Raw genomic sequence first — 21,585 nt, forward strand, 5'->3', positions numbered from 1 at the left:
CGTTCGGCGGACGCCGCTCCCCGCACCGCCCTTTCCGTGCCGCCCTTTCCTGTGACGGGGCGTCAGTGCACGGACGACGGGCGGACGGGGTGCTTGCTGAGGATGGACACCCGGTTGAAGGCGTTGATGGCGATCGCGACCCAGATCACCGCCGAGATCTGCTCGTCCCCGAGGACGGTGCGGGCCCGCGCGTACGCGGCCTCCTGCGCGGTGGCGTCGGCGGGGTGGGTGGTGGCCTCGGCGAGCGCGAGGGCGGCGCGCTCGCGCTCGTCGTACAGGCCGGTCTCGCGCCAGGCGGCCAGCACGCCGAGCCGCTGGACGGTCTCGCCCTCCTTCAGCGCGGCCTTGGTGTGCACGTCCAGGCAGTAGGCGCAGCCGTTGAGCTGGGAGACCCGGAGGTTGATCAGCTCGACCAGGCGGCGTTCGATCCCGGCCTCGGCGGCCGCGACGCGGACGGCCTCGGCGGTGCCGAGCATCGCCCGGAACGGCTGCGGGTGCTGCTTGTCGATGTAGACCCGGGCCGTCGCGGTCGCCACCTCGGTCACGTGGGCTCTCCTCCCGTTGTGTCCCGCTGCGGGCGGGTAGTTTGTCGGACGGTTCGTTTCATGATAGTTGAAGATGAAACGATTTATCGTGGTGTCGCGGCGCACAGCCCCGGCACCGGGGAGGGAGCAGCAGCATGAGCACCACCGGGAACGGCGCCGCCGAGGTCCTGCCCCCGCGGGACGTCCCGCTCGGCGGCGCCCGCGCCATGACGGTCCGTCGGACCCTCCCCCAGCGCGAGCGTACCCTGATCGGCGCCTGGTGCTTCGTCGACCACTACGGCCCGGACGACGTCGCCGTCACCGGCGGCATGGACGTGCCGCCGCACCCGCACATCGGCCTGCAGACCGCGACCTGGCTGTTCAGCGGGAAGCTCCGGCACCGCGACAGCAACGGCGTCCACGAGGACGTCCTGCCGGGCGAGCTCAACCTGATGACGGCCGGGAACGGGATCGCGCACTCCGAGACCTCCACCCCGGAGACCACCGTCCTGCACGGCGTCCAGCTCTGGATCGCCCTGCCCGACGCGCACCGGCACACCGGCCGGGCCTTCCACCACCACGCCCCGCGGCCCGTCCCGCTCCCCGGCGGCGGCGAGGCCCGGGTCTTCCTCGGCACCCTGGCCGGCGAGACCTCCCCCGTCCCCACCTTCACCCCGCTGCTGGGCGCCGAGATCCACCTCCCCGCCGGGGCCACCGCCACCCTCGACCTCGACCCCGCCTTCGAGCACGGCCTGCTCGTCGACGCCGGCGAGATCCGCTTCGCCGGCACCCCGCTGCGCCCCAACGACCTCGGCCACCTCCCCACCGGCCACCCCACCGCCACCCTCGCCAACACCTCCGCCGAGCCCGCCCGCCTGGTCCTGCTCGGCGGCACCCCCTTCGGCGAGGAGATCGTCATGTGGTGGAACTTCGTCGCCCGCACCGGCGAGGAGATCGTCCGGGCCCGCCTCGACTGGGAGAACGCCACCCCCCGCTTCGACGCCGTCCAGGGCTACCCGGGCGACCTCCGCCTCCCCGCCCCGGACCTGCCGAACGCCACCCTCAAGCCCCGCGGGAACCGCCGCTGACCTGCGAACGGGCGGGTTCGTCCAGGACGGCGGCCGCCGGGCCCGGCATGCCGTGCCGGAGCTGCGAGCCCGTGCGGGCCGTCACCACGCCGTCCGGTTCCCCTGTGCCTCGCCCGATGACGCCCGGTGCTCCGATCAGCCTGTCGGCAGGCGTCCGGGCCCCCGCCCGCGGCCCCGTCAGCGGCCTTGTCAGCGGCCTTGTCAGCGGCCTTGTCAGCGGCCTTGTCAGCGGCCTTGTCAGCGGCTGACGTGCAGGGCGCAGATGTCGTCGCGGCGGGTGTGCGGGGCGACGAGGGTCTTGACGACGTCGTCGAGGAAGCGGGGGCTGTCGGCGTGGGCCAGGGCGGTGTCGGCGAGGCGGGCCAGGCCCGCGTCGATCGGCTCGCCGGGTTTCTCGATCAGGCCGTCCGTGTAGAGCAGCAGGTGGTCGCCGGGCAGCAGGTCGACGGTGGCGGCCTCGTAGCGGGGGGTCGCGGTCGCGCCGAGCAGGATGCCGCGGGGGGAGGGCAGGAAGCGGGCCCGGCCCCCGCGCACGAGCAGGGGCGGCGGGTGGCCCGCGCGCACCCAGGTGAGGCGGGAGGCCGCGGGCTGGTAGACCGCCATGATCATGGTGGCGGTGTCGCCGTCGCGTTCGGGGGTGTGCAGCAGGAGGGTGTTCAGGTTGGCCAGGACGGCGGGCAGGGGGGTACCGGTGATGGCCATGCCCTTGGCGGTGAAGCGCAGCAGGGCCATGGTGGCGATCGCGTCCAGGCCGTGCCCGGCCACGTCGCCGACGACCAGCAGGGCGCTGCGGTCGGGGAGTTCGACGGCGCTGTACCAGTCCCCGCCGAGGCCGAGTCCTTCCTGCAGCGGCCGGTAGACGACGTCGACGGTGAGTCCGGACAGGTCCAGGTTCCGCTGGGGCCTGGGGAGCAGGGTCTCCTGGAGGCGGGCGGCGAGGGCGCGTTCGGCGGCCAGCTGGCCCTGCTGGGCGAGCGCGGCCTCCTGCTGCTCCCGCAGGCGGCGCTCGATGTCCTTGGCGCTGGTGAGGTCCTGGAAGAACCCGTGCAGCCGTACCGGCATGCCGTGGACGTCGGTCTCGGCCTCGGCGACCACCCGCACGTGGCGGGCCTCCTGGCCGGGCAGGCGCAGGCGGACGGTGAGGTCCACCGGCTCACCGGCCTCGAGCAGGCCCGCCACCGCGCGCTCCATCGCCGCGCGGTCCCCGTCCTCGGCGTGGGCGGACAGCTCCTCCAGCGGCATCGGGCCCAGGGCCCGGTCCCGCCCGAAGATCGAGTACACCTCGTCGGACCAGGTGATCTCCCCGCGGACCAGGTCGCGGTCCACCCAGCCCATCCGCCCCAGGCGCTGCATCAGCGCCAGGCGGCGGCGCTCGCGCTCGTCGGAGTCCAGGCGCTCCCAGGACACGACCAGCCCGCCCTGGCAGCGCGTGACGCGCACCCGGTAGCGGGAGAGGTGCGGGATGCCGGCGGCACTCTCCTCGTACGCCGTCTCCCCCTCGTGGACGGCCCCGCTCTCCAGCACCCCCAGGTAGTGGTGCCACAACTCGGTGCTCTCGATGCCCGGGTACGTGGCCCGCACGCTGCGGCCCAGCAGTTCGCCGGCACCGCGCCCGCCGATGTCCACCGCCCCGGGTGACGCCGCCGCCAGCCGGAAGTCCGCGACCTCACCGCGCGGCCCGTACTCCGGCACCAGGAGGACCACCGAACCGGGCAGCGCCGCCAGCACCTCCCGGACCACGGCCGCAGCCGTGTCCGGACCGGCTCCGGTGCCCGGGCCGTCTTCCGATCGGGGTGTCGTCCGCCCCTGCTGGTCCGCCATACGGCGAGCATGCCACGCCCGGGAGGCGCCGGAACATCCGGTGCCGCTCCCGGCGCGGGGCGGTGAAAGTCCTGGGACGAAGGGCGGAACCGGTGCGGTCGGCGACGGGGGCACCGGTGGAGCGGTCGGCGGCGGTCGGCGGCGCGCCGGGCCCGGTGCGGGCGGCCCGCCCGTGGCGTTCAGGTCACGGGCCGGCGCGGCACGGGCGGGCGGGGCGGCAGGGGGCTGAGGGGGAACAGCGGGGCGGTTTCGGTGATCTCCAGCAGGCGCGTGACCTGGGGGCCGGGGTGGGCCAGGGCGAGGAGGGTGCCGTTGCGGCCGGCCTCGGCGCGGGCGGCCAACAGGCTGTTGAGGCCGGTGGAGTCCATGAAGGAGACGTCCTGCAGGTCGAGCAGGACGACCGCCGGGGCCGGGCGGACCGCCAGGGCCCGGCGCAGCGGGCGGTCGAGCCGGGGCGCGGTGTGGATGTCGATCTCGCCGGCGCACAGGAGGACCGGTCCGGCCCAGTTGTCGCCGGTGGTGACGGTCAGGTTCTGCGGCGCGTTGTCGATGGAGGCGCCCCTTTCGTGTTGGTGGCCCCCTAGGAGCCACCGTACGGCGACACGCCGGATGTACCCGCATCGGGTACCGGCTCTTCACCGACCCGACACGCCCGGGCCGGCCTCGGGTGAGGCCGGCCCGGGCCGTACGGCGAGGGGGCGCCGACCTGGCTGGAGAAGCCGACCGTCGGCCGCGCGGGGCACCGTCACCCGGTCGTAGCCGCGCTGTCGCCCCGCCCCGGCCGGTGCGCCCGGGCTCCGCCGGGAGCGGGCCGCACGCGGATCCGCAGGCGGCAGACGACGGCGTCGGTGCGGCGGTGGAGGGCGTGGGCGATGACGGTGCCGCGCCGGTCCTGGAGGGGGCGGAGCCACCAGTGCGGGGGTTCCGCCTCGGGGATCAGGACGACGAGGCGGTCGTGGGCGGCGGCCAGCGCGTTGACGTGGGCGGCGAGGGGGTGGCCGAGGCGGCGGCGCGGGTCGGCGATCTCGACCAGCGGGACGCCGGGGTGCCACAACTCCCAGTCGCGGCGCAGCGATTCGATCGCCCGGCGGTCCTCCGCGTCGGGATGCCCGGGGACGACGGTGACGGCGCGCACCTCGTCGCCGAGCGAGACGGCGGCGGACAGGGCGTCCCGGGTGAGCCGGGTGGCGCCGTGCACGGGGACCAGCACGAGGGAGCGCTGCCGGCCCGGCCCGGCCGGGACGCGGGCCGGTTCGAGGCGCTCGGCGAGCCCCGCGTACGAGCGGCGGACCGCTTCGAAGAGCAGGACCAGCAGCGGGAGGGCGACGCACACGGCCCAGGCGCCCTCGGTGAACCTGGTGCCCGTCACCACCACCGCGGCGACCGCGGTCAGCAGCGCGCCGAAGCCGTTCAGCGCGGCCCGCGCGGTTTCGCCGCGCCGGGTCCAGTGCCGCACCATGCCGACCTGGCAGATCGTGAAACCGACGAACACGCCGATCGCGAACAGCGGCACCAGGCTGTTCACGTCACCGCCGGAGCCGATCAGCAGCAGCGCCGACGCCAGCGCCAGGAACAGGACGCCGTGCCGGTGCACCTGCCGGTCGGCGCGCAGCGCGAAGACGTGCGGCAGGTGGTTGTCGCGGGCCAGCAGGCGCAGCAGCACCGGCAGGCCGCCGAAGGAGGTGTTCGCGGCCAGGGCGAGCAGCAGCACGGTGGCGAACTGCACGACGTAGAAAGCGGCCCCGTGGCCCAGTGAGGCGTCCGTGAGCTGGGCGAGGACGGTCACGCCCTCGACCGGGCGCAGGTGGAAGCGGCCGATCAGCACGGCCAGGCCGAGCAGCATCACGCCGAGCAGCGCGCCGAGTGCCACCTCGGTGTGCTGGGCCCTGCGGACCCGGGGCGTCCGGAAGGAGGGCACCGCGTTGGCGATCGCCTCGACGCCGGTGAGGGCCGAGCAGCCCGCCGCGAACGCCTTCAGCAGCAGCAGGGCCCCCACCCCGGAGGCGCCGTCCGCGAGCGCCGACGCGTGCCCGGCGGCCGCGGCCGTGGAGAGGGGCGCGTCCCGGAACAGGCCGGCCACCACCACCGCGAGGACCGAGGCGACGAAGACCGCGGTCGGCACCGTGAACCAGCGCGCCGACTCGGCGATCCCGCGCAGGTTCACCGCCGTCACCACCGCGAGCACGCCCACGCACAGCCCCACCCGGTGCCCGTGGAGGCCGGGGAACGCCGAGGTCAGCGCGGCCACGCCGGCGGCCACCGACACCGCCGCGTTCAGCACGTAGTCGACCACCAGGGAGGCCGCCGCCACCAGCGCCGTACGCCGCCCCAGGTGCGCCTTCGCCACGGCGTACGAGCCGCCGCCGTCCGGGAACGCCGCGATCACCTGGCGGTAGGACGCCACCAGGACCGCCAGCAGCACCGCGATCGCCGCCGTCACCGGCAGCGTGTACCCCAGCCCGTACGAGCCGGCCGCGGCCAGCACCAGCACGATCGACTCCGGGCCGTACGCCACCGAGGCCATCGCGTCGAGGGAGAGCGCGGCCAGGCCGCCCGGGGCGGTCAGCCGGTGCCGCTCCTCGGCGGCGGGTTCCGCCGCCGGGGGCGGTTCCGGCGTGGCGGCGGGAACGGGTTCGGGGGGAACGGGTTCGGGCATCGGGGGCCTCCGGGGGCGGGACGAGCGGGCAGCCCGATCGTCCGGTCCGCGGCAGCGGCGGGGGCCGGTCGCTGCGGTTCCTTGACGGTGCGGGCGGCGGTCTTCACGCGGTCCTGACGCCCGGGCGGCGGAGCCTCGTGCGGACGGAGCCTCGTGCGGACGGAGCCCCGTGCAGGGCGCCGTCGCCGCCGCGGTCCCCCGAGGCCCCGTCAAAAAGGCGTCAAGATCCGGGTGTTGGGCGTCAAGGAGCCGTCAGCGCGGCCGGGCCGCCGACCGCGCCGGGCCTAGGGTCGGCCGCCGGAAACGGTGCCGGCTCCACCGGGGGGGAGGACCGCGACGGGGGACGGGCGGGACGGGAATGGCAGCAGGTCCATCGAGGGGAGCGGGCGGCTCCCCGGCCCCGTTCACCCGTCGCTGGTGGAACACCCCGCGCCTGGTCCGGGCCCTGACCGCGCTCGCGCTCACCGCCGTCCTGGTCTTCGCCGCCGTCACCGCGACCGTCCTGGCCGGTGCCCGGAGCGGCACCGACGGCATCGGCCACGGCTCCGGGCCGCGGGCCGTGCAGGCGGCCGACCTGTACTTCGCGCTCAACGACATGGACGCGCAGGCCGCCAACGTCCTGCTGCTGGGTGCCGACCCCGACTACGGGGCGTTGCGCCGGCAGACCCTGGACACCTACGAGCAGCGCCGCGCCCAGGTCGACTCCGACCTCCAGCGCGCCGCCGAGGCCGCGGCCGCCGACCCGGCCGGGCAGCGCGCGGTCCGCACCCTCCTCGACGAACTCGGCAGCTACGAGGCCCTGGTGGCGCGCGCCCAACTCCTGGAGGAGCAGGCCCACGCCCCCGCCGGGCAGCCCCCGGCAGACGCCCTGGACGCCTACCGGCAGGCCACCGACCTGCTGCGGCGGCACCTGCTTCCCGCCGCCGACCAGGTCACCGCCGCCAACTCCGCCGCCGTCGACGCCACCTACGCCGACCGGCGCGACGCGCTCGCCACCGGCCGCTGGTGGGTCCTCGCCACCGGACTGGCGGCGCTGGCCGCCCTGGTCGCGCTGCAGCGCACCCTCACCCTGCGCTTCCACCGCCTGCTCAACCCGCCCCTGCTGGCCGCCACCCTGCTGACCGTCGCGGGACTGCTCGCCGGACCGGCCCTCGCCTCCCGCGCCGCGGACCGGCTCGCCACCGCCAAGTCCAACGCCTACGACTCCGTCCTCGCCCTCGGCCGGGCGCGCGCCGTCGCCTACGACATGAACGCCGACGAGAGCCGCTACCTCACCGACCCCGCCCGCGCCACCGCCTACGGGCAGGGCTTCCTCGACAAGTCCCAGTCCTTCGCCCGGCTCGACGGCGCCACCCTGTCCGACTACGACGCCCGCCTGGCGGACGCCGCCGACCGGCACCGCGCCCACCCCGCCGCCGTCCCGTTCGGCGGCGAACTGGGCACCGAACTGCGCAACGTCACCTTCCCCGGCGAACAGCAGGCCGCCGAACGGGTCCTGACGTCCTACCAGCAGTACCAGCGCGACGACCGCGCCATGCGGGCCCTGCTGGACCGGGGCCGGCTCAAGGACGCCGTCACCTTCAACACCGGCCTCGCGGCCGGCCAGTCCAACGCCGACTTCGCCGCCCTCGCCGCCGCCCTCGACGACGTCCTCGCCATCAACCAGCACGCCTTCGACCGGGCCGTCGACAGCACCGACACCGACCTCGGCGCCACCACCGCCGCGACCGGGGCGACGGCCCTCGCCGCCGCCCTCGCCCTGACCGCCCTCGGCGTCCGCCCCCGCCTGCGCGAGTACCGCTGACCCCGCCGCGCCCGCACCCGTGGGAGAGCGGCGGCGCCGACCATCCGCCGGGCCCGTGCCGGTGCGGACCGCTGCCGCGTTCGTGGTGAACCGGTGGTGTCACGCTGCACGTGCTCTCGGCGGGAGCACTTCCACCCGCGCTTCTTCCCGCCACGGCGTCCTCGCCGCGGCGAGGAGGCCGCGGCTCGTGGTGTGCGTCCTGGAACAGTCGGGAGGTCGCGACTCGCCCCTCCTCCGCCCCGCCGAGTGCGGGGCCCGCTGCTTCCTTCGACCGATCACCCAGCGCACCAGAGCTGCAGGAGAGGAATCGATCCCCATGCATACGTCACCGCGTCTCCCGCGGAGGCTCAGATCGGCTGTCCGCCGGCTGACCGCCTTCGTCGGGACGCTGGCCGTGGTGGTCGCCGGCGGAGTGATCGCCGGCGCGCCCGCGAGCGCCAGTTCCATGAGTGATGCGTTCAGCAACTTGTCGGCCTCGGCACCCGACTGGATGGGCAAGGTGCCGGAGCAGACGTCACTGGCCCAGATGTCGATCCCCGGCACGCACGAGACGCTCGCCATCCACGGCGGTTCCTACGTGCAGGCCCAGAACGACTACGGGGACAGCGCGCAGACGCTGGCCAAGCAGTTGGACGCCGGTATCCGCGCGATCGACGTGCGCATGCGCGTCGTCGAGGGCAACAAGTTCGCCATCCACCACGGCCTCTACTACCAGGTGGCCAATTTCGACGACGTGCTGCGCCAGGCCCAGACCTTCCTCAGGAACCACCCCACCGAGACCGTCATGCTGCGGTTGAAGGCGGAGTGCACCGAACAGGCCGGCAGCTGCACCGACGACACCACGCACCTGGTGCCGGCGCCCTGCAGTCTGGAGCGGCCGGTGGGCTGTTACGACAGCGTGCCCACACCGATCGACAACGGTTGCGTCCACAACTGGGTTCCCGACGACGTCACCGACGGGCACGCCGACAACGGCGCGAGGACCGAGGCGAGGCACCTGGCCATCCTCTGCGGCTACCTGCACGATCCGCAGTACCAGGGCCTGTTCTACCAGCAGGACTCCCTGGTGAGCATCGCCTCCGGCGCCTCGGCGAATCTGTCCTCCGTCACACGGAATGCCTTCGACACCCCCACGCTGAAGGACGCGAGGGGGCACATCGTCCTGACCGACTACCGGGGGCCCTTCGGCGGCGACTACGGCGTCGGGCTCACGGGCTTCGCCGTCAACTCCCCCGCTCCGTGCGCCTCGACCACGGCGGGGAACGACAGCTCCTGCCTCGAGGACAACTGGAACAACCCGACCCTCGGCGACAAGGTGGCCTCCGTCAAGGCCAACCTGCGGCAGGCGGCCCGGTCGGACGCGGATCTCCCGAACAACTCCAAGGGGCTGTACACCACTTACACCTCCGCTGCGGGAACGTTCCTGATCGGGACGACTCCCTTCACCTACGCGGGCGGCGGGGACGGCCCTCCCGGCAGTCCCGGCGTCAACACCCAGCTCGCCCAGTACCTGGAAGGGCCCGACGTGGCCGCCGGCGCCCGGCTGGGCCTGGTGATGATGGACTTCCCCGGGTGGGCGCTCATCAACGACATCGTCAACCACAACCCCAGCGTCGACGGGCAGCCTCCGGGGGGCGTGCCGACGACGCCGACCACGCCGCCCGTCGTCATCGGCGGCGTGCCTTTCGCCGGCGCTCCGGAGTACTCCCTGGAGAACGCCTACGACTTCCTCAAGCGCGACATGGACGCCTACGGCTGCAACGACGAGCTGCGGGTGCCGCAGAGCTACCAGGGCGGCTACTTCAGCGGCCCCTCGTTCGGCCCGGACGGCTACCAGGCGTCCTTCACGTACGACAACGCCCTGGTCATCATGGCGTTGCTGCAGCGCGGCACGAGCAGTGACCTCTCCTACGCCACCGTGCTGGGCAACACCCTGCGCTACGCGCAGGAGCACGACCCGGAGACCGCCGACGGCCGACTGCGCGCTTCCTACGAGCCGAACCCCTTCATCACCAGGAGCGGCGCGCCGTACGTCGGCGGCTACTCCGTCTACACCGGGAACATGGCCTGGGCCGGCATGGCCTTCACCCGCCTGTACAAGGCCACCGGCAACGGGGACTTCCTCGACAGCGCGAAGAAGATCGGCACCTGGATCCAGACGCACGCCGCCGACTCCCGCGGCGCCGGCGGCTACACCGGCGGCCTGCGCTACGGTGACGACCTGTCGGCCGGGGGCACGCAGCTCCTGTGGAAGGCCACCGAGCACAACATCGACACCGGTGCGTTCTTCACCATGCTCGGCTCCGTCACCGGCGACCCGGCCTGGTCGAGCCACGCCGCGGACGCCTTCCACTTCGTGGCGTCGATGAAAGCCGCCGACGGCCACCTGTGGACGGGTACCGGCACGGACGGCGTCAGCCTCAACCAGGACTTCGTCCCCGAGGACGTGCAGGCCTGGAGCTACCTGGCCACCCTCGACCCCGCCTACAGCCCGGCCGTGGACTGGGCGGCGACCCACACGGCTGCCACGGACGGGGAGTTCACCGGCGTCAGCTTCAGCCCCGTCGACGTCTCCAAGGTCTGGTTCGAAGGCACCGCCCACATGCTGGCCGCCTACCACGCCCGCCACGCGGACGGGGACGCGGCCAAGGCGAACGTCCTGCTGGACACGCTGCTCAAGGCGCAGGCGGACGCTCCCCACAGCAACGGCAGGGGCATCGACGCCGCCTCCGGCGACGGCCTGATCACCGGGGACGGCGACACCTACTACGCCGCCCTCCACACCGGCGCCACCGCCTGGTACCTCATCGCCGCCCAGGGAGGGAACCCCTTCCGCCTCTGACCCTTCCGCCCCTGTCCCCGCCGGGCGCGGGGACAGGGGCGGGACAGGGGCGCGAAGCGAGACAGGTCCGGGGGGTCCGGGGGGCTGATGCCGGTCGTGGTCGCGGTGCTCACTGGGGGTGCAGGCAGGCGGACGCGGCTCGGAGGAGGAGCAGCATGATCAAGAACGGTCACATCTCCCGCTGGCTGGGGGCCCAGCGGATCGACACCCCGACGCCGGTGGACCGGGAGTTCGGCAAGCAGATCCCCGATCCGAGCGGGTGGTTCGGGCTGGCGTTCTCCGACGAGGTCGGGCCGGGGCAGGTGTTCACCTCGCGGTTCCTGGACGAGGACGTCGTCCTGTACCGCACCCGCAAGGGGGTGCTGCGGGTCGTGCGGCCCCACTGCCCGCACCTGGGCGCCCACCTGGGGCTGGGGCGGGTCGAGGAGGAGGAACTCGTCTGCGCCTTCCACTCCTTCGGGTACGGGACCGACGGGGCGTGCGTGCGGACGGGGTACGGGACGAAGCCGCCGCGGATCGGGCTGCAGCGGCTCACCGTGCGGGAGAACGCCTCGGGGCTGGTCCTGGTCTGGTACCACCCGGAGGGGAAGCCGCCGGACTGGGAGGTGCCGGACCTGCCCACGGAGGGGTTCACGCCGTGGGCGCACGCCACCATCGACGCGATCGGGCATCCGCAGGAGCTGATGGAGAACCCGATCGACTTCGGCCACTTCGGCACGTACCACGAGATGGGCGACGCGATCGACGGCAGCGTCTCCTTCGAACCCCACCGCTACACGGCGAAGTTGCGGGTCAAGCCGTTCGCCACCTTCGAGATCAAGCCCCGTCCCGGCTTCCGGCTGCCGCTGCCGCGCCGGCTGGCGGACCTGACGCTGGTGGTCCACGTCACGACGCACGGGGTGGGGCTGGTGCTGGGCGACATGTTCCTCCCGGGAGGGCAGCAGCTGCTGCGGGTGCTGGCGCTGCCGTCGGTGCAGGCGGACGGGCGGATGCGGATCAGGCTGGGCGCGGCGGTGGTCCGGCCGCGGTCCTGGCCGTGGCCGCTGCGGCCCTTCGGGGAGCGGCTGCTGGCCGCGGGGGCCCGGCTGGCGCTGCGGCTGATCCTCGACTTCTCCTTCAACGAGGACCGCACCGGCAGTGACATCCCGATCTGGGCGACGAAGAAGTACGTGACGCATCCGCCGGTGGCGGAGGGCGACGGCCCGCTGTCGGAGTACCGCCGCTGGGCCCGGCAGTTCTACCCCGCCGCGCCGCGGGCCGCCCGGGTGGCCCCGGCGGCCGCCGGGAGCGACAACTGCCGCCAGGAGGCCCGGGGGTAGCGGCCCGTACCGCGCGCGAAGGGCGGAGCCGCCGGGAGTGTCCCGGCGGCTCCGCCCTTCGTCCGGTGCTGCTTCGTCCGGTGCCGCGTGGGGGCCGGCTACGCGTAGTGCGGGGTGCGTCCGCGGGAGGCCGCGAAGTTCAGGGCCTTGAGGACGAAGCCGAGGCTGCTGTGGGGGACGTCGTAGGGGATGGGGCGGGGGCCGACCTCGTCGGTGACGCAGTCGAAGCCGCCGTCGGGGCGCTGCCGGTCGGCCAGGTGGCGGAGGCCGGCGGCGACCGCGGTCACCGCGGCCGCCCGGCCCGCCGCCGAACGCGCGGCCGGATCGGCGGTGAGCAGCGCGATGACGGAGAAGGCGGTGCTGACGGTGTCGCTGGGGGAACCGGGGAGGTGGCCCCAGCCGCCGTCGGCGTTGCGGGTGGCGAGCAGGTGGTCGACCGACCGGCGGGCGGCCCGGACGGCCGCCGGGCGGACCTCGGGGCGGAGCTGCGGCAGCGACCGGGCCAGGCCCAGTGCGCGGACGCAGCGGAAGATCGCGCTGGAGTGGCTCCTGCTCCAGGACAGTTCGAAGGTGCCGTCGGCGTGCTGACGGTCGATCAGGTGCAGCAGTCCGCGCCGGACCCGGTCGGCGTGCTCGGCGCCCGCGAGGCCGAGGGAGACGACGCCCTCCGCTGTCATCGCCGCCTCGGAGGGGTTGCCGCGCAGGTAGGTGGGGAAGCCGCCGTCGTCGTTCTGCAGCTCCAGGTAGTAGCGCAGGCCGCGCCGGACCGGGTCGGCGTGGCGGACCGGGTCGAGGGCGTGCAGGGCCTGCAGGCAGTACGAGGAGTCCTCGGCGTCGGTCTGCGCCGAGTGCGGCGTGTACGTCCAGCCCCCGTCGGGCTGTTGGAGGGCCCGCAGCCGCTCCCCCAGCCGGGCCGTGACGTCGGGCCGGTCCGGGCGCCCGGCCAGTCCCATCGCGGCGAGCGAAGTGGCGCCGACGCTCCAGTCGAGGATGAAGGGGATGCCGCCGTCCGGCCGCGCGGTGGCCAGCACGCCGCGCAGTCCGGTGCGGACGAGGGCGGTGTGCGCGGGCCCGCAGGCGTGGAGGGCGAACAGCACGATCAGCCGGGACAGGATGTTGCCCTCCCAGATGCCGGGGGTGTCCGCGACGGCGACGAGGGCGGCGGTCTCGTCCGGGCGCAGGAGGTCCGGGCGGCCGAGGGCGTGGCAGGCGATCGCCTTGTGGGAGAGGCGTTCGACGCGTTTCCAGGTGTGCAGGGCCGCCAGGTCCGGGAGGGCGGTCAGCGCGGCCGGCAGCGGCACGTCGGCGCCGAGCAGCCGGAGGACGACGTCGACCAGTTCCTTCTTCGGCCCGGCGGTGTGGTGGTCGAAGCCGCGCAGCAGCTCGGCCGCCCGCCGGGGGCCTTCGGGGAGGGCGTCGCCCAGGGCCTGGCGGAGGAACGCCCGCTCCAGCGGCGTGGCGTCGGCGACCCCGGTCAGGAAGCGCCGCATCCCGGCCGTCTCCCGGGGGCAGGGCAGTTCCGTCAGCGTGCTCAGCCGCAGGGCCAGCGCGGTCTCCAGGACGCGTCCCCGGCAGTGGCCCGGCACCGCTCCGTCGGGGGTGACCAGGTCGGCGAGGTGGTCGGCGAGGCGGGCGCGCACGGCGTCGACGGTCGACTGCCCGGGGTGGGGGGCGGTGGTCGTCACGGCGGTCACCACCCCGCGCCGGCGGCGAGGGGGGCCTCCAGGCACTCCCACCACCAGGCGATGGCCGGGACGGGGAGCGGGCCTTCGAGGGTCACGGCGTCCGGCGAGGTGTCGACCTCGATCTCCGGCAGCAGGCCCGCGTAGGCGGGGTCGACCTCCAGCTTCTCCCGGGAGCTGTGGTGCCAGAACTCGGTGTAGGCGGCGATCTGCAGGCCCACGTCGCGCAGGTAGAGCCGCATCGGTTCGGACACCTGCGGCAGCACGCGTGCGCGCAGCCGCAGGAACAGGGCCATCACCTGGTTGCGCATCGCCAGGGCGGTGGCCACGGCCTCCGGCACGCCGGTGCCGTCGCGGCGGGCGAGGATGGTGATCAGGTTGCTCTCCCCGATGCCGTTGGTCAGGTCGCGCGGCAGCGAGAAGATGTCGTTGTCCCAGTTGCACAGGATCCACATCATCTCGCCGAGGGCCTTGACGTCCGGCCGGGCGAGTTCGTCGGCGTCCAGCCGGTAGTCGCCGGCGATCTCGCAGTACGTCATCGGGACGGCCGCGCCGACGCCGTACAGCTTGACGGTCACGGTCTCGTTGAGGTCCGGGACGCCGCCGAGGGAGCGTTGGGCCCGCTCGCAGGCGCCGCCGAAGAACCACAGCCGCCAGCTCTCCGTGTGGCGGGCGATCTGGGCGGGCGTGGCGAACCGGACCAGCCGGGACCTGGCCTCCACCCAGGCCGCGGCGAGCGGGTCGTCGTCGACCGGCGGGCAGGACGGCACGTCGAGCAGCCGCAGCAGGTTGTTCAGCCGCAGCACGACCCGGTCGGAGTCCTGCCGGACGTCGTCGATCAGGTCGTCCACCGGGAAGCCCCAGGCGCAGATCAGGTCGGCGCCCAGCTGGGCGCGCTCCAGGTCGGCGTGCGGGAAGAACATCGAGGCGATCCAGCCGAGTCCGTAGCTGGTCAGGCGCTCGCGGTGCTCCTCGTCGCGCGCCACGATGCGGTGGTCGAGCAGCCAGCGGTTGGTGCGCTCCTCGATGAGCGCGGACTGCGGGTGGGTCCGGACGGCGATCGGGCACCAGAGCGTCGGCGGGCGGGGGTCAGCGGTGGTCGCCACGGCTGCTCCTCGGGTCGGCGGCGGGCGGGGCGGGCAGCGAGAACGCGGGCTCGGGCTCCGCGGGACGGACGGACTCCGCGACCACGGTCTCCACCCGGTCCGGCCCGGTGGACGCCCGGCGGGCGCGGGCGGGGTAGAACTGGTCGGCCCAGCGCCGCCAGCGCATGAACGGGCCGTCGCCCTGGGCGAGCCGGGGGTGGTGCAGGAAGGTCTTCGCGCTCCACACCGGCAGGTCGCCGCCCTTCTCGGGCATGATGAAACGGGTGTGGTTGAACCAGTGGGTGAGCCGGGCGAGCAGCCGGGAGGCCCGGGCGGCGAACGGGCGGCGCAGCGGCGGGGGCAGCAGCCGCGGGGCGGGGACGCGGGCGCTGGCGGCCCACCGGACCTGCATCCGCCACGGGCCGGTGACGACGGGCAGCGCCCAGACCCGCAGGCCGATGCCGAGCCGCAGGTCGATGTCGGCGACGAGGTAGCCGACCCCGTGGATCTTGATCTGGTAGTCGGAGGTGTAGGTGCGTCCGGTGAAGGGGATGCGCGTCGCCAGCCGGAGCGTCGTCGTGCAGCCGGGCCCGTCCTCCCGGAACGGCTCGGCGGCGCTGCCGCCGGTCATCACACTGGTGTGCAGGGTGCCGAGGTGGCCGACGTCGATGGCGTTCTCCAGCACCTCCTGCGGGTGGCCCGGGGACTCGGTGATGCTGTAGTGCGGCGGCGACCAGCCGTCGGTGGGCAGGGCGGGGACCCGCCAGCTCGGCGGCGCCCCCTCCGGGTGGTACCAGACCATGATCAGGCCGTTGACCTCCTCCACCGGCAGCAGCGACAGCCGGGCCTTCGGCGGGCGGGTGCCGTAGGCGGTGCCGGTGCACCCCCCGTCGGGGGCGAAGGAGAAGGCGTGGAAGGAGCAGACGATGTCCTCGCCGCGGACGGTGCCGCCGCGGCCGAGGTGGGCGCCCAGGTGCGGGCAGTAGGGCCGGGTGGCGGTGAGCCGTCCGCTCCGGGCGCGCCACAGCACCACGTCCTGCTCCAGCAGGCGCCGGGTGACGACGGCGCCGGGCCGGACCGTGTGGGAGGTGCCCAGGCAGAACCAGCCGCTGGGGTCGGGGAGCGGGGACTCCGCGGGACTGTACGGGGTGATGTCGCCCTCGGTCGGGACGGTGTAGTTGAGGTTCTTCCGGCGGAACATCCCTCTCAGCCTCCTGCGCGACCGGGGTCATGGGTGCCGCCCGGCGACGCGGTGCGCCGGGCGGTACCAGCCAAGCGCGGGGCGCCCGGCCCGGGGACCCGGCGGGAGCGCCCGCCCTGTCTCGCTTGCCGGGGTGTCACTCCCCCGCGCCGGGCGCGCGGCGCCCGCCGGAGCGCGACGTCCACGGGCGCACGGCGCGCACCGGAGCGGGGCGCCTACCGGAGCGCGGCCCGGGCCAGCAGGTGCCGGACCCCGGCGTTGGCCGCGTAGGGGCGCAGCCGGGCCCGCATGGCGCGCCGGGCCGCCGTGACCCGGCCGGAGCACAGGTGGGGGCAGTCGTCGAGGAAGGACTGCCAGGTGTGGACGGCCTGGTCGAGGTGGCCGGCGTGCAGCTGCAGCTCGGCCAGGTGGGCGGTGACGATGGCCCGGGAGCGGCGCTCGGCGGGCGGGCGGTGCCGGAGCGAGGTCTGCAGGGTGGCGATGGCGCCCTTGGTGTCGCCCAGCAGGTGCCGGACGGTGGCCTGCTGGTGGGCGAGCGCGGCCGGGTGGTAGCCGCCGATCAGTTCGGCGGGCTCCTGCGAGGTCGCCCGCTGCATCAGGCGTTCGGCCGCCGAGAGCGCCGTCAGCGCGGCGGTGCGGTCGGCCCCGGCGGCGGCGGCCACGGCGAGCTGGCCGAGCAGGAAGGCGTGCCGGGTCGGGGTGGCCCCGCGGTACCCGGCGGCCTCGGCGGTCTCGGCGAGCCGCAGGGCGTGGCGGTGGTGGCCGAGCGAGCGGGCCTGCACGGACAGGGCGCGCAGCGTGACGGCGTAGCCCGTCGGGTCGGCGCCCTCCCGGGCCAGTCGCAGCGCGACCCGGTAGTAGTGCTGGGCGAGCGCGTGCTCGTTGTCGTCGAAGCACATGAACGCGCACAGGTAGGTCAGCCGGGTGGCGACCCGGTAGAGCCGGCGGCGCAGCGCCGAGGGGGCCGGGCCGTGCAGCAGCGGGACGATGACGTGGGTGAGGTAGGCGGCGAGCGGCCGGCGGGCGTGGCCGCCGCCGAAGGTGCTGTCGTTGTCGGTGAACAGCCGGGCCATCTGTTCGGCGGCCGCCACCTGTTCGACCGTCACCGGCGCGCCGTGGCACGGCGGTCGGGGCGCCCGGGCGGGTCCGGCGGTCTGGTCCCAGGCGGGGACGTCGAGCCGGGTGAGCGAGTACGTGCCGACCGCGGGTGTCCGCGGGCGCCGCTGCGCGCCGCCCAGCAGGTCGAGGGCGAGCGCGGCGTCGGCCGTCTCGTCCTCCTGTTCCAGGGCGGTGGCCGGCGCGGCGGGGACGAGTCCGGTCGCGGCCTCGGTGACCCGGCGTCCGAGGACGCGGGACAGCGCCTCCGCGACGATGGCGGGCGCGGGGGGCCGGGGTTTGCGACCGGACAGCCAGAAGGAGACCGACTTGCGGTCGAAGAGGAGGGTGATGCCTTGTTCGGCGGCCACCACGCCGGCCTGCCGCGCCAGTGTCGTTCCGGTCCACTCCGCCTCGTCGAGCAGCGCCCGCAGCAGGTGGTTGGGGGTGGAGGTGCGCCCCATGGCCGCTCCCAGTGGTCAGGTTCTCCCGGGAGGTTCCATTGCCCCAGACCCGCGGGCGTACGGTCAAGGGCGCCTCGTCAAGCGAGACACGGCGGGGAAGCGAGACACGGCGCGGCGCGGGGGCGGGGCGGTCAGCGTTCCCGGACCAGGAGGTGGTCCACCAGGGCCCGCAGGTCGGCGGCGGCGGCGGGGTCCGGGTCGGCGGCGGCGAGGTGGGCGAGGGCCGCGGCGCTGCGGCGGTCGGCCTCGGCCCGGGCCCAGGCGCGCCCGCCGGCGGCCTCGACCAGGTGGGCCGCGCGGGCCACGGCGGCGGCGTCGGGTTTCCCGGCCTGCCGGTACAGGGCGGCCAGTTCGGCGCCCGCGGCGGTGCCGGACCGCAGTGCGGCCACCACCGGCAGGCTCTTCTTGCGGGACTCCAGGTCGCCGCCGACGGGTTTGCCGACGACCGCCGGGTCCCCCCAGATGCCGAGGAGGTCGTCGGTGAGCTGGAACGCCAGGCCCACCTCGCGCCCGAAGGCCCGGTAGTGGTCGACCGTGCGGTCGTCGGCCCCCCGGGCGAGGGCGCCGGTCGCGCAGGCGGCGCCGAGCACCGCGCCGGTCTTCCCCTCGCACATCCGCAGGCACTCGTCGAGTCCGACGTCCGTCCGCCCCTCGAACTGGAGGTCGGCGGCCTGTCCCACGCACAGGTCGAGCACGGCCCCGGTCAGTTCCTTCCCGGCGGGCGTCGGGCCGAGCAGGTCGACGGCCGCCGCGAGGAGCGTGTCGCCCGCCAGCAGGGCCAGGCCGGTGCCGAAGACGGTCCAGACGGCCGGCCGGTGGCGGCGCACCGGGTCCTGGTCCATCACGTCGTCGTGCAGGAGCGAGAAGTCGTGCACCAGCTCGACGGCGACCGCCGCGGCGACCGCGGCGTCGCCCGTCCTGGGGTGGGGGGCCGCCGGGCCGCCGCGCACGGCCCGGGCGCAGGCCAGGGCCAGCGCGGGGCGCACCGCCTTGCCCTGCCCGCCGGTCGGCCGGCCGTCGGCGTCCCACCAGCCGGCGTGGTAGCCGGCGATCCGCCGGATCTCGGGGGGCAGTGTTCCGACCACGGCCCGCAGGGCGGGTTCGACGCGCTGCCGGGCCTCGTCCAGGACGGCGGCCGCGGTGCGGCCGGGGGGCTGGGTGGGGGTGCTCCGGGAGGGGGAGGGGGCCGGTGCGGTCATCGCTGCTCCTCGGGCCGGGGCCGGGCCCCGGACGGGCCGGCCTCTCCTTCCCAGTAGCGCCCTCGGGGCGTCCGCGCCGAAGTGCGCCGGCTCCCGGGAGGTGTCACGCTTGGCGCCGCGTCACGCCCGGTCCGCCCCCGGCATCGCGGTATTGCCCAATTCTGCTCACCCGTACCCGAACTGATGTCTCGTCACTAAACTCGCCGGTGGTGGACGGCGCGCCGCCGTGGCGGGCCGCCACCCGGCAGTGGGGGGTCGCATGACCGCAAGCACCGGGCGCCCGGTGGCCGACGTGGAGTCCGCCAACATCGCGCGGATCTACGACTACTACCTGGGCGGGCTCTACAACTTCGAGGTGGACCGGCAGAAGGCCGAGCGGATCAGGTCGATGCTGCCCGACGTCGACCTGCTCGCGCGGGCGAACCGGGACTGGCTGCGCCGCACCGTGCGGTTCCTGCTCGCGCAGGGCGTGGACCAGTTCGTCGACCTCGCCTCCGGGCTGCCCACCATGGGCAACGTGCACGAGGTCGCGCACGCCGGGAACCCGCGGGCCCGGGTGGTGTACGTGGACCACGAGCCCTCGGCGGTGCTGCACGGCGAGGAGATCCTCGCGGACGAGCCGCTGGTGGCGATGATCGAGGCGGACGGCCGGTTCCCGGAGCGGATCTGGGAGCACCCGCGGGTCCGCGAGCTGATCGACCTCGACCGGCCGGTCGGCATCCTGATGGGCGGCCTGCTGGTGTTCGTCGAGGACAAGGACGACCCGGCCGCCCTGGTGGCGAGCTACCGGGACGCCTGCGCGCCCGGCAGCTACCTCGCCGTCTCGCACCTCTCGGACGACCAGGCCGACCCGGAGACCCGTACCCGGGTCGGCCGGATGACCGACGCCTACCTCGCGGGCGTGGGACAGCAGTTGTACGCCCGCCCCCGGGACGTGATCGCGTCCTGGTTCGAGGGCATGGACCTGGTCGAACCGGGTCTGACCCTGATGGCGGACTGGCGCCCCACCCCCGGCCAGGCGGTGGACGCCGGGACCCCGACCCGGGCGCTGGGCTACGGCGCGACCGCCCGGGTCCGCTGACGCGCGGGGCGGGCGCCCGGAAGCACCGGCCGCCCGCCCCCGGACGCCCCCGGACGTGCCGGGGCCCGGCAGCCGGATCGGCTGCCGGGCCCGGGCCCCGAGGGTGGGTCAGCTGGTCTGCAGCGCGGTGTCGTCGATCACGAAGCTGGTCTGCAGCGAGGAGTCCTCGACCGCGTTGAACTTCACCGTGACGGTCTGGCCCGCGTAGGCCGACAGGTCGACGGTCTTCTGGGTGTAGCCGGTGGCGGCGTTGACGTTCGAGTACGTGGCGACCGAGGTGCCGTTGACGGTCACGGTCAGCTTGTCGTACGCGGTGCTGCCCGTCTCGGCGGTGTCGATGTGCAGCCAGTAGCTCAGGGTCGCCTTGCAGCCGGCCGGGATCGCCACCGACTGGGACAGGGTGTCGGTGTGGGCGGAGCCGTAGCCGTCCATCCACGCCTTCCAGGTGCCGGAGTGCGCGGCCTGGGAGGAGGAGCTGTCGACCACGCCGGAGGTGCCGGTCCACGGGCTGGCGGAGCCGGTCTCGAAGCCGGGGTTGCCGAGCAGCTGGGCCGGGGTGCAGGTGCCGCCGCTGGTGGTGACCGTCCAGGAGAAGGTGGCGGAGGCGGTCTTGCCGGCCGCGTCCTTGACGGTGGCGGTGACCGAGGAGGTGCCCGCGGCGGTGACGGTGCCGGTGATCTTGCCGGTGGAGGCGTTGATCGACAGGCCGGCCGGCAGGCCGGTGGCCGACCAGGTGAGCGGCGCGGTGCCGCCGGTGGCCGTCAGCTGCAGGTTGACCGCGCCGTTGACCGCGGTGGACTGGTTGCCCGGGTTGGTGACCGAGACGGCCGCGCCGGCCGGCTTGGTCAGCAGGCAGCCGCTGACGTTCAGGTCGATGGCCCGGCCGGTGCCCAGGCAGGTGGTGAACCAGTAGGTCTCCTCACCGTAGCTCTGGCCCTTGGTGACGGTGGTGGTGCCGTCGGCGGCCACCTCGCACGGGTTGTTCAGGGTGCACATCGCGCCGTCGTCGTTGCCGGTGTTGTTGATGCCGACGACCTTGCGGCTGGCGGCGTCGACGATCGGCGAACCGGAGGTGCCGTGCGTGGTGTTGCAGCCGGAGCTGTAGCGCAGCGAGTCGTGCCAGGTCCACTCGTCCTCGCGCAGGGTTCCGACGAACCCGTTGATGGAGCAGTTCCAGACCTGCTTCCAGTACGAGGAGGGTATGTACATCGAGGACCCGTCGACCGGGTGGGTGTCGCTGATCGTCAGCGCGGTCGCCCCGTACTTGGAGGTGATCGAGGCGAAGGTGTCGGTGAGCTGGTACAGCGCGACGTCGGTGCCGGTCATCGTCGCGTACAGCACCTTGTCGGCCTGCACGGTGCCGAGCGAGCTGCCGGCCGAGTTGAGCAGCGTGCCGCTGCGGCTGGCGCTCGCGTTCTGGATGACCTGGCCGGCCGACGGCATGGTCGGCAGGCAGTGGCCGTTGGTCAGCATCATGGCCCGGTCGGTGTCCACCGAGCTGGGGTAACGGACCAGCGAGGCGGAGCAGTTGCTCAGCGCGATGGTGGAGGTCAGATCGCCCGCCTGAACGGCGTGCGCGGGGGCGGCACCGAAGGTGAGGGCGCCCGCGACGACCGTTCCCGCGCCGAGCGCGGCGGCGAATCTCTTGAACATGGCTCTCCTTGTGGGGGACTGCGGGCGCATGAGGGGTTGGCGCACGCCCGCGCCGCACGAAAGTGCCATGG

The 21,585-nt window shown here is 74.6% G+C and carries 14 protein-coding genes and 2 pseudogenes; 5 read left to right on the forward strand and 11 right to left on the reverse strand.

All coding sequences use genetic code 11. The annotated features are described in order from the left end of the window. Window positions 1-62 precede the first annotated feature (62 nt). A complete protein-coding gene (locus tag ACIQBJ_RS00530; protein ID WP_400703415.1) occupies window positions 63-476 on the reverse strand; it encodes a carboxymuconolactone decarboxylase family protein in 414 nt (137 codons plus the stop codon). A 203-nt stretch (window positions 477-679) separates the two neighbouring features. Here ACIQBJ_RS00530 and ACIQBJ_RS00535 point away from each other — a divergent pair, with 203 nt between their 5' ends. Next, window positions 680-1,612 carry a pirin family protein gene (locus ACIQBJ_RS00535; RefSeq protein WP_400701045.1) on the forward strand — a complete coding sequence of 311 codons (933 nt, stop codon included), beginning with the start codon at window positions 680-682 and terminating at the stop codon, window positions 1,610-1,612. 237 nt (window positions 1,613-1,849) lie between these two features. On the opposite strand, the gene ACIQBJ_RS00540 is transcribed toward ACIQBJ_RS00535, so the two are convergent. The 3 genes from ACIQBJ_RS00540 to ACIQBJ_RS00550 all read right to left on the reverse strand — a co-directional run bounded on the left by ACIQBJ_RS00540 (window position 1,850) and on the right by ACIQBJ_RS00550 (window position 6,089). Continuing rightward, a complete protein-coding gene (locus tag ACIQBJ_RS00540) occupies window positions 1,850-3,433 on the reverse strand; it encodes a PP2C family protein-serine/threonine phosphatase (RefSeq protein ID WP_400701048.1) in 1,584 nt (527 codons plus the stop codon). Window positions 3,434-3,612: 179 nt separating this feature from the next. Then, the gene (locus ACIQBJ_RS00545) at window positions 3,613-4,044 is read right to left on the reverse strand and encodes an STAS domain-containing protein (protein WP_400703418.1); all 432 of its coding nucleotides are present in this window, start codon (window positions 4,042-4,044) and stop codon (window positions 3,613-3,615) included. 134 nt (window positions 4,045-4,178) lie between these two features. Next, a complete protein-coding gene (locus ACIQBJ_RS00550) occupies window positions 4,179-6,089 on the reverse strand; it encodes an APC family permease (RefSeq protein ID WP_400701051.1) in 1,911 nt (636 codons plus the stop codon). 358 nt (window positions 6,090-6,447) lie between these two features. Between ACIQBJ_RS00550 and ACIQBJ_RS00555 the strand changes: the two genes are divergently transcribed. From ACIQBJ_RS00555 to ACIQBJ_RS00565, 3 genes are all read left to right on the forward strand, one after another. Further along, window positions 6,448-7,893, forward strand: a complete 1,446-nt coding sequence (locus ACIQBJ_RS00555) for a hypothetical protein (protein ID WP_400701054.1) — start codon at window positions 6,448-6,450, stop codon at window positions 7,891-7,893. Window positions 7,894-8,338: 445 nt separating this feature from the next. Continuing rightward, the gene (locus ACIQBJ_RS00560) at window positions 8,339-10,735 is read left to right on the forward strand and encodes a phosphatidylinositol-specific phospholipase C domain-containing protein (protein ID WP_400701057.1); all 2,397 of its coding nucleotides are present in this window, start codon (window positions 8,339-8,341) and stop codon (window positions 10,733-10,735) included. A gap of 155 nt (window positions 10,736-10,890) precedes the next feature. After that, entirely contained in the window at window positions 10,891-12,054 is a 1,164-nt protein-coding gene (locus ACIQBJ_RS00565) for a Rieske 2Fe-2S domain-containing protein (RefSeq protein WP_400701060.1), read from the forward strand. 98 nt (window positions 12,055-12,152) lie between these two features. On the opposite strand, the gene ACIQBJ_RS00570 is transcribed toward ACIQBJ_RS00565, so the two are convergent. From ACIQBJ_RS00570 to ACIQBJ_RS00590, 5 genes are all read right to left on the reverse strand, one after another. After that, window positions 12,153-13,739, reverse strand: coding sequence for a prenyltransferase/squalene oxidase repeat-containing protein (locus tag ACIQBJ_RS00570; protein ID WP_400701063.1), 1,587 nt, complete (start codon window positions 13,737-13,739; stop codon window positions 12,153-12,155). 5 nt (window positions 13,740-13,744) lie between these two features. Then, the gene (locus ACIQBJ_RS00575) at window positions 13,745-14,842 is read right to left on the reverse strand and encodes a hypothetical protein (RefSeq protein ID WP_400701066.1); all 1,098 of its coding nucleotides are present in this window, start codon (window positions 14,840-14,842) and stop codon (window positions 13,745-13,747) included. Continuing rightward, window positions 14,826-16,022, reverse strand: coding sequence for a Rieske 2Fe-2S domain-containing protein (locus ACIQBJ_RS00580; protein ID WP_400701069.1), 1,197 nt, complete (start codon window positions 16,020-16,022; stop codon window positions 14,826-14,828). Before ACIQBJ_RS00580 ends, ACIQBJ_RS00575 begins: the two co-directional genes overlap by 17 nt. A 215-nt stretch (window positions 16,023-16,237) precedes the next feature. Beyond that, window positions 16,238-17,581: a hypothetical protein gene (locus tag ACIQBJ_RS00585; protein WP_400701072.1), complete on the reverse strand. Its 1,344-nt coding sequence runs from the start codon at window positions 17,579-17,581 to the stop codon at window positions 16,238-16,240. Window positions 17,582-17,712: 131 nt separating this feature from the next. Beyond that, a complete protein-coding gene (locus ACIQBJ_RS00590; RefSeq protein WP_400701075.1) occupies window positions 17,713-18,780 on the reverse strand; it encodes a polyprenyl synthetase family protein in 1,068 nt (355 codons plus the stop codon). A 259-nt stretch (window positions 18,781-19,039) separates the two neighbouring features. Here ACIQBJ_RS00590 and ACIQBJ_RS00595 point away from each other — a divergent pair, with 259 nt between their 5' ends. Beyond that, window positions 19,040-19,861, forward strand: coding sequence for an SAM-dependent methyltransferase (locus ACIQBJ_RS00595; RefSeq protein WP_400701078.1), 822 nt, complete (start codon window positions 19,040-19,042; stop codon window positions 19,859-19,861). A gap of 108 nt (window positions 19,862-19,969) precedes the next feature. On the opposite strand, the pseudogene ACIQBJ_RS00600 reads toward ACIQBJ_RS00595, so the two are convergent. Together ACIQBJ_RS00600 and ACIQBJ_RS00605 are read right to left on the reverse strand one after the other, a co-directional pair. After that, a pseudogene (locus tag ACIQBJ_RS00600) lies at window positions 19,970-20,686 on the reverse strand (putative Ig domain-containing protein); the annotation flags it as partial. 210 nt (window positions 20,687-20,896) lie between these two features. Then, window positions 20,897-21,583: pseudogene (locus tag ACIQBJ_RS00605) on the reverse strand (serine protease); the annotation flags it as partial. Between the last annotated feature and the right edge of the window lie 2 nt (window positions 21,584-21,585).

The sequence above is a fragment of the Kitasatospora sp. NPDC088391 genome (assembly GCF_044753345.1).
Taxonomy (GTDB): Bacteria; Actinomycetota; Actinomycetes; order Streptomycetales; family Streptomycetaceae; genus Kitasatospora.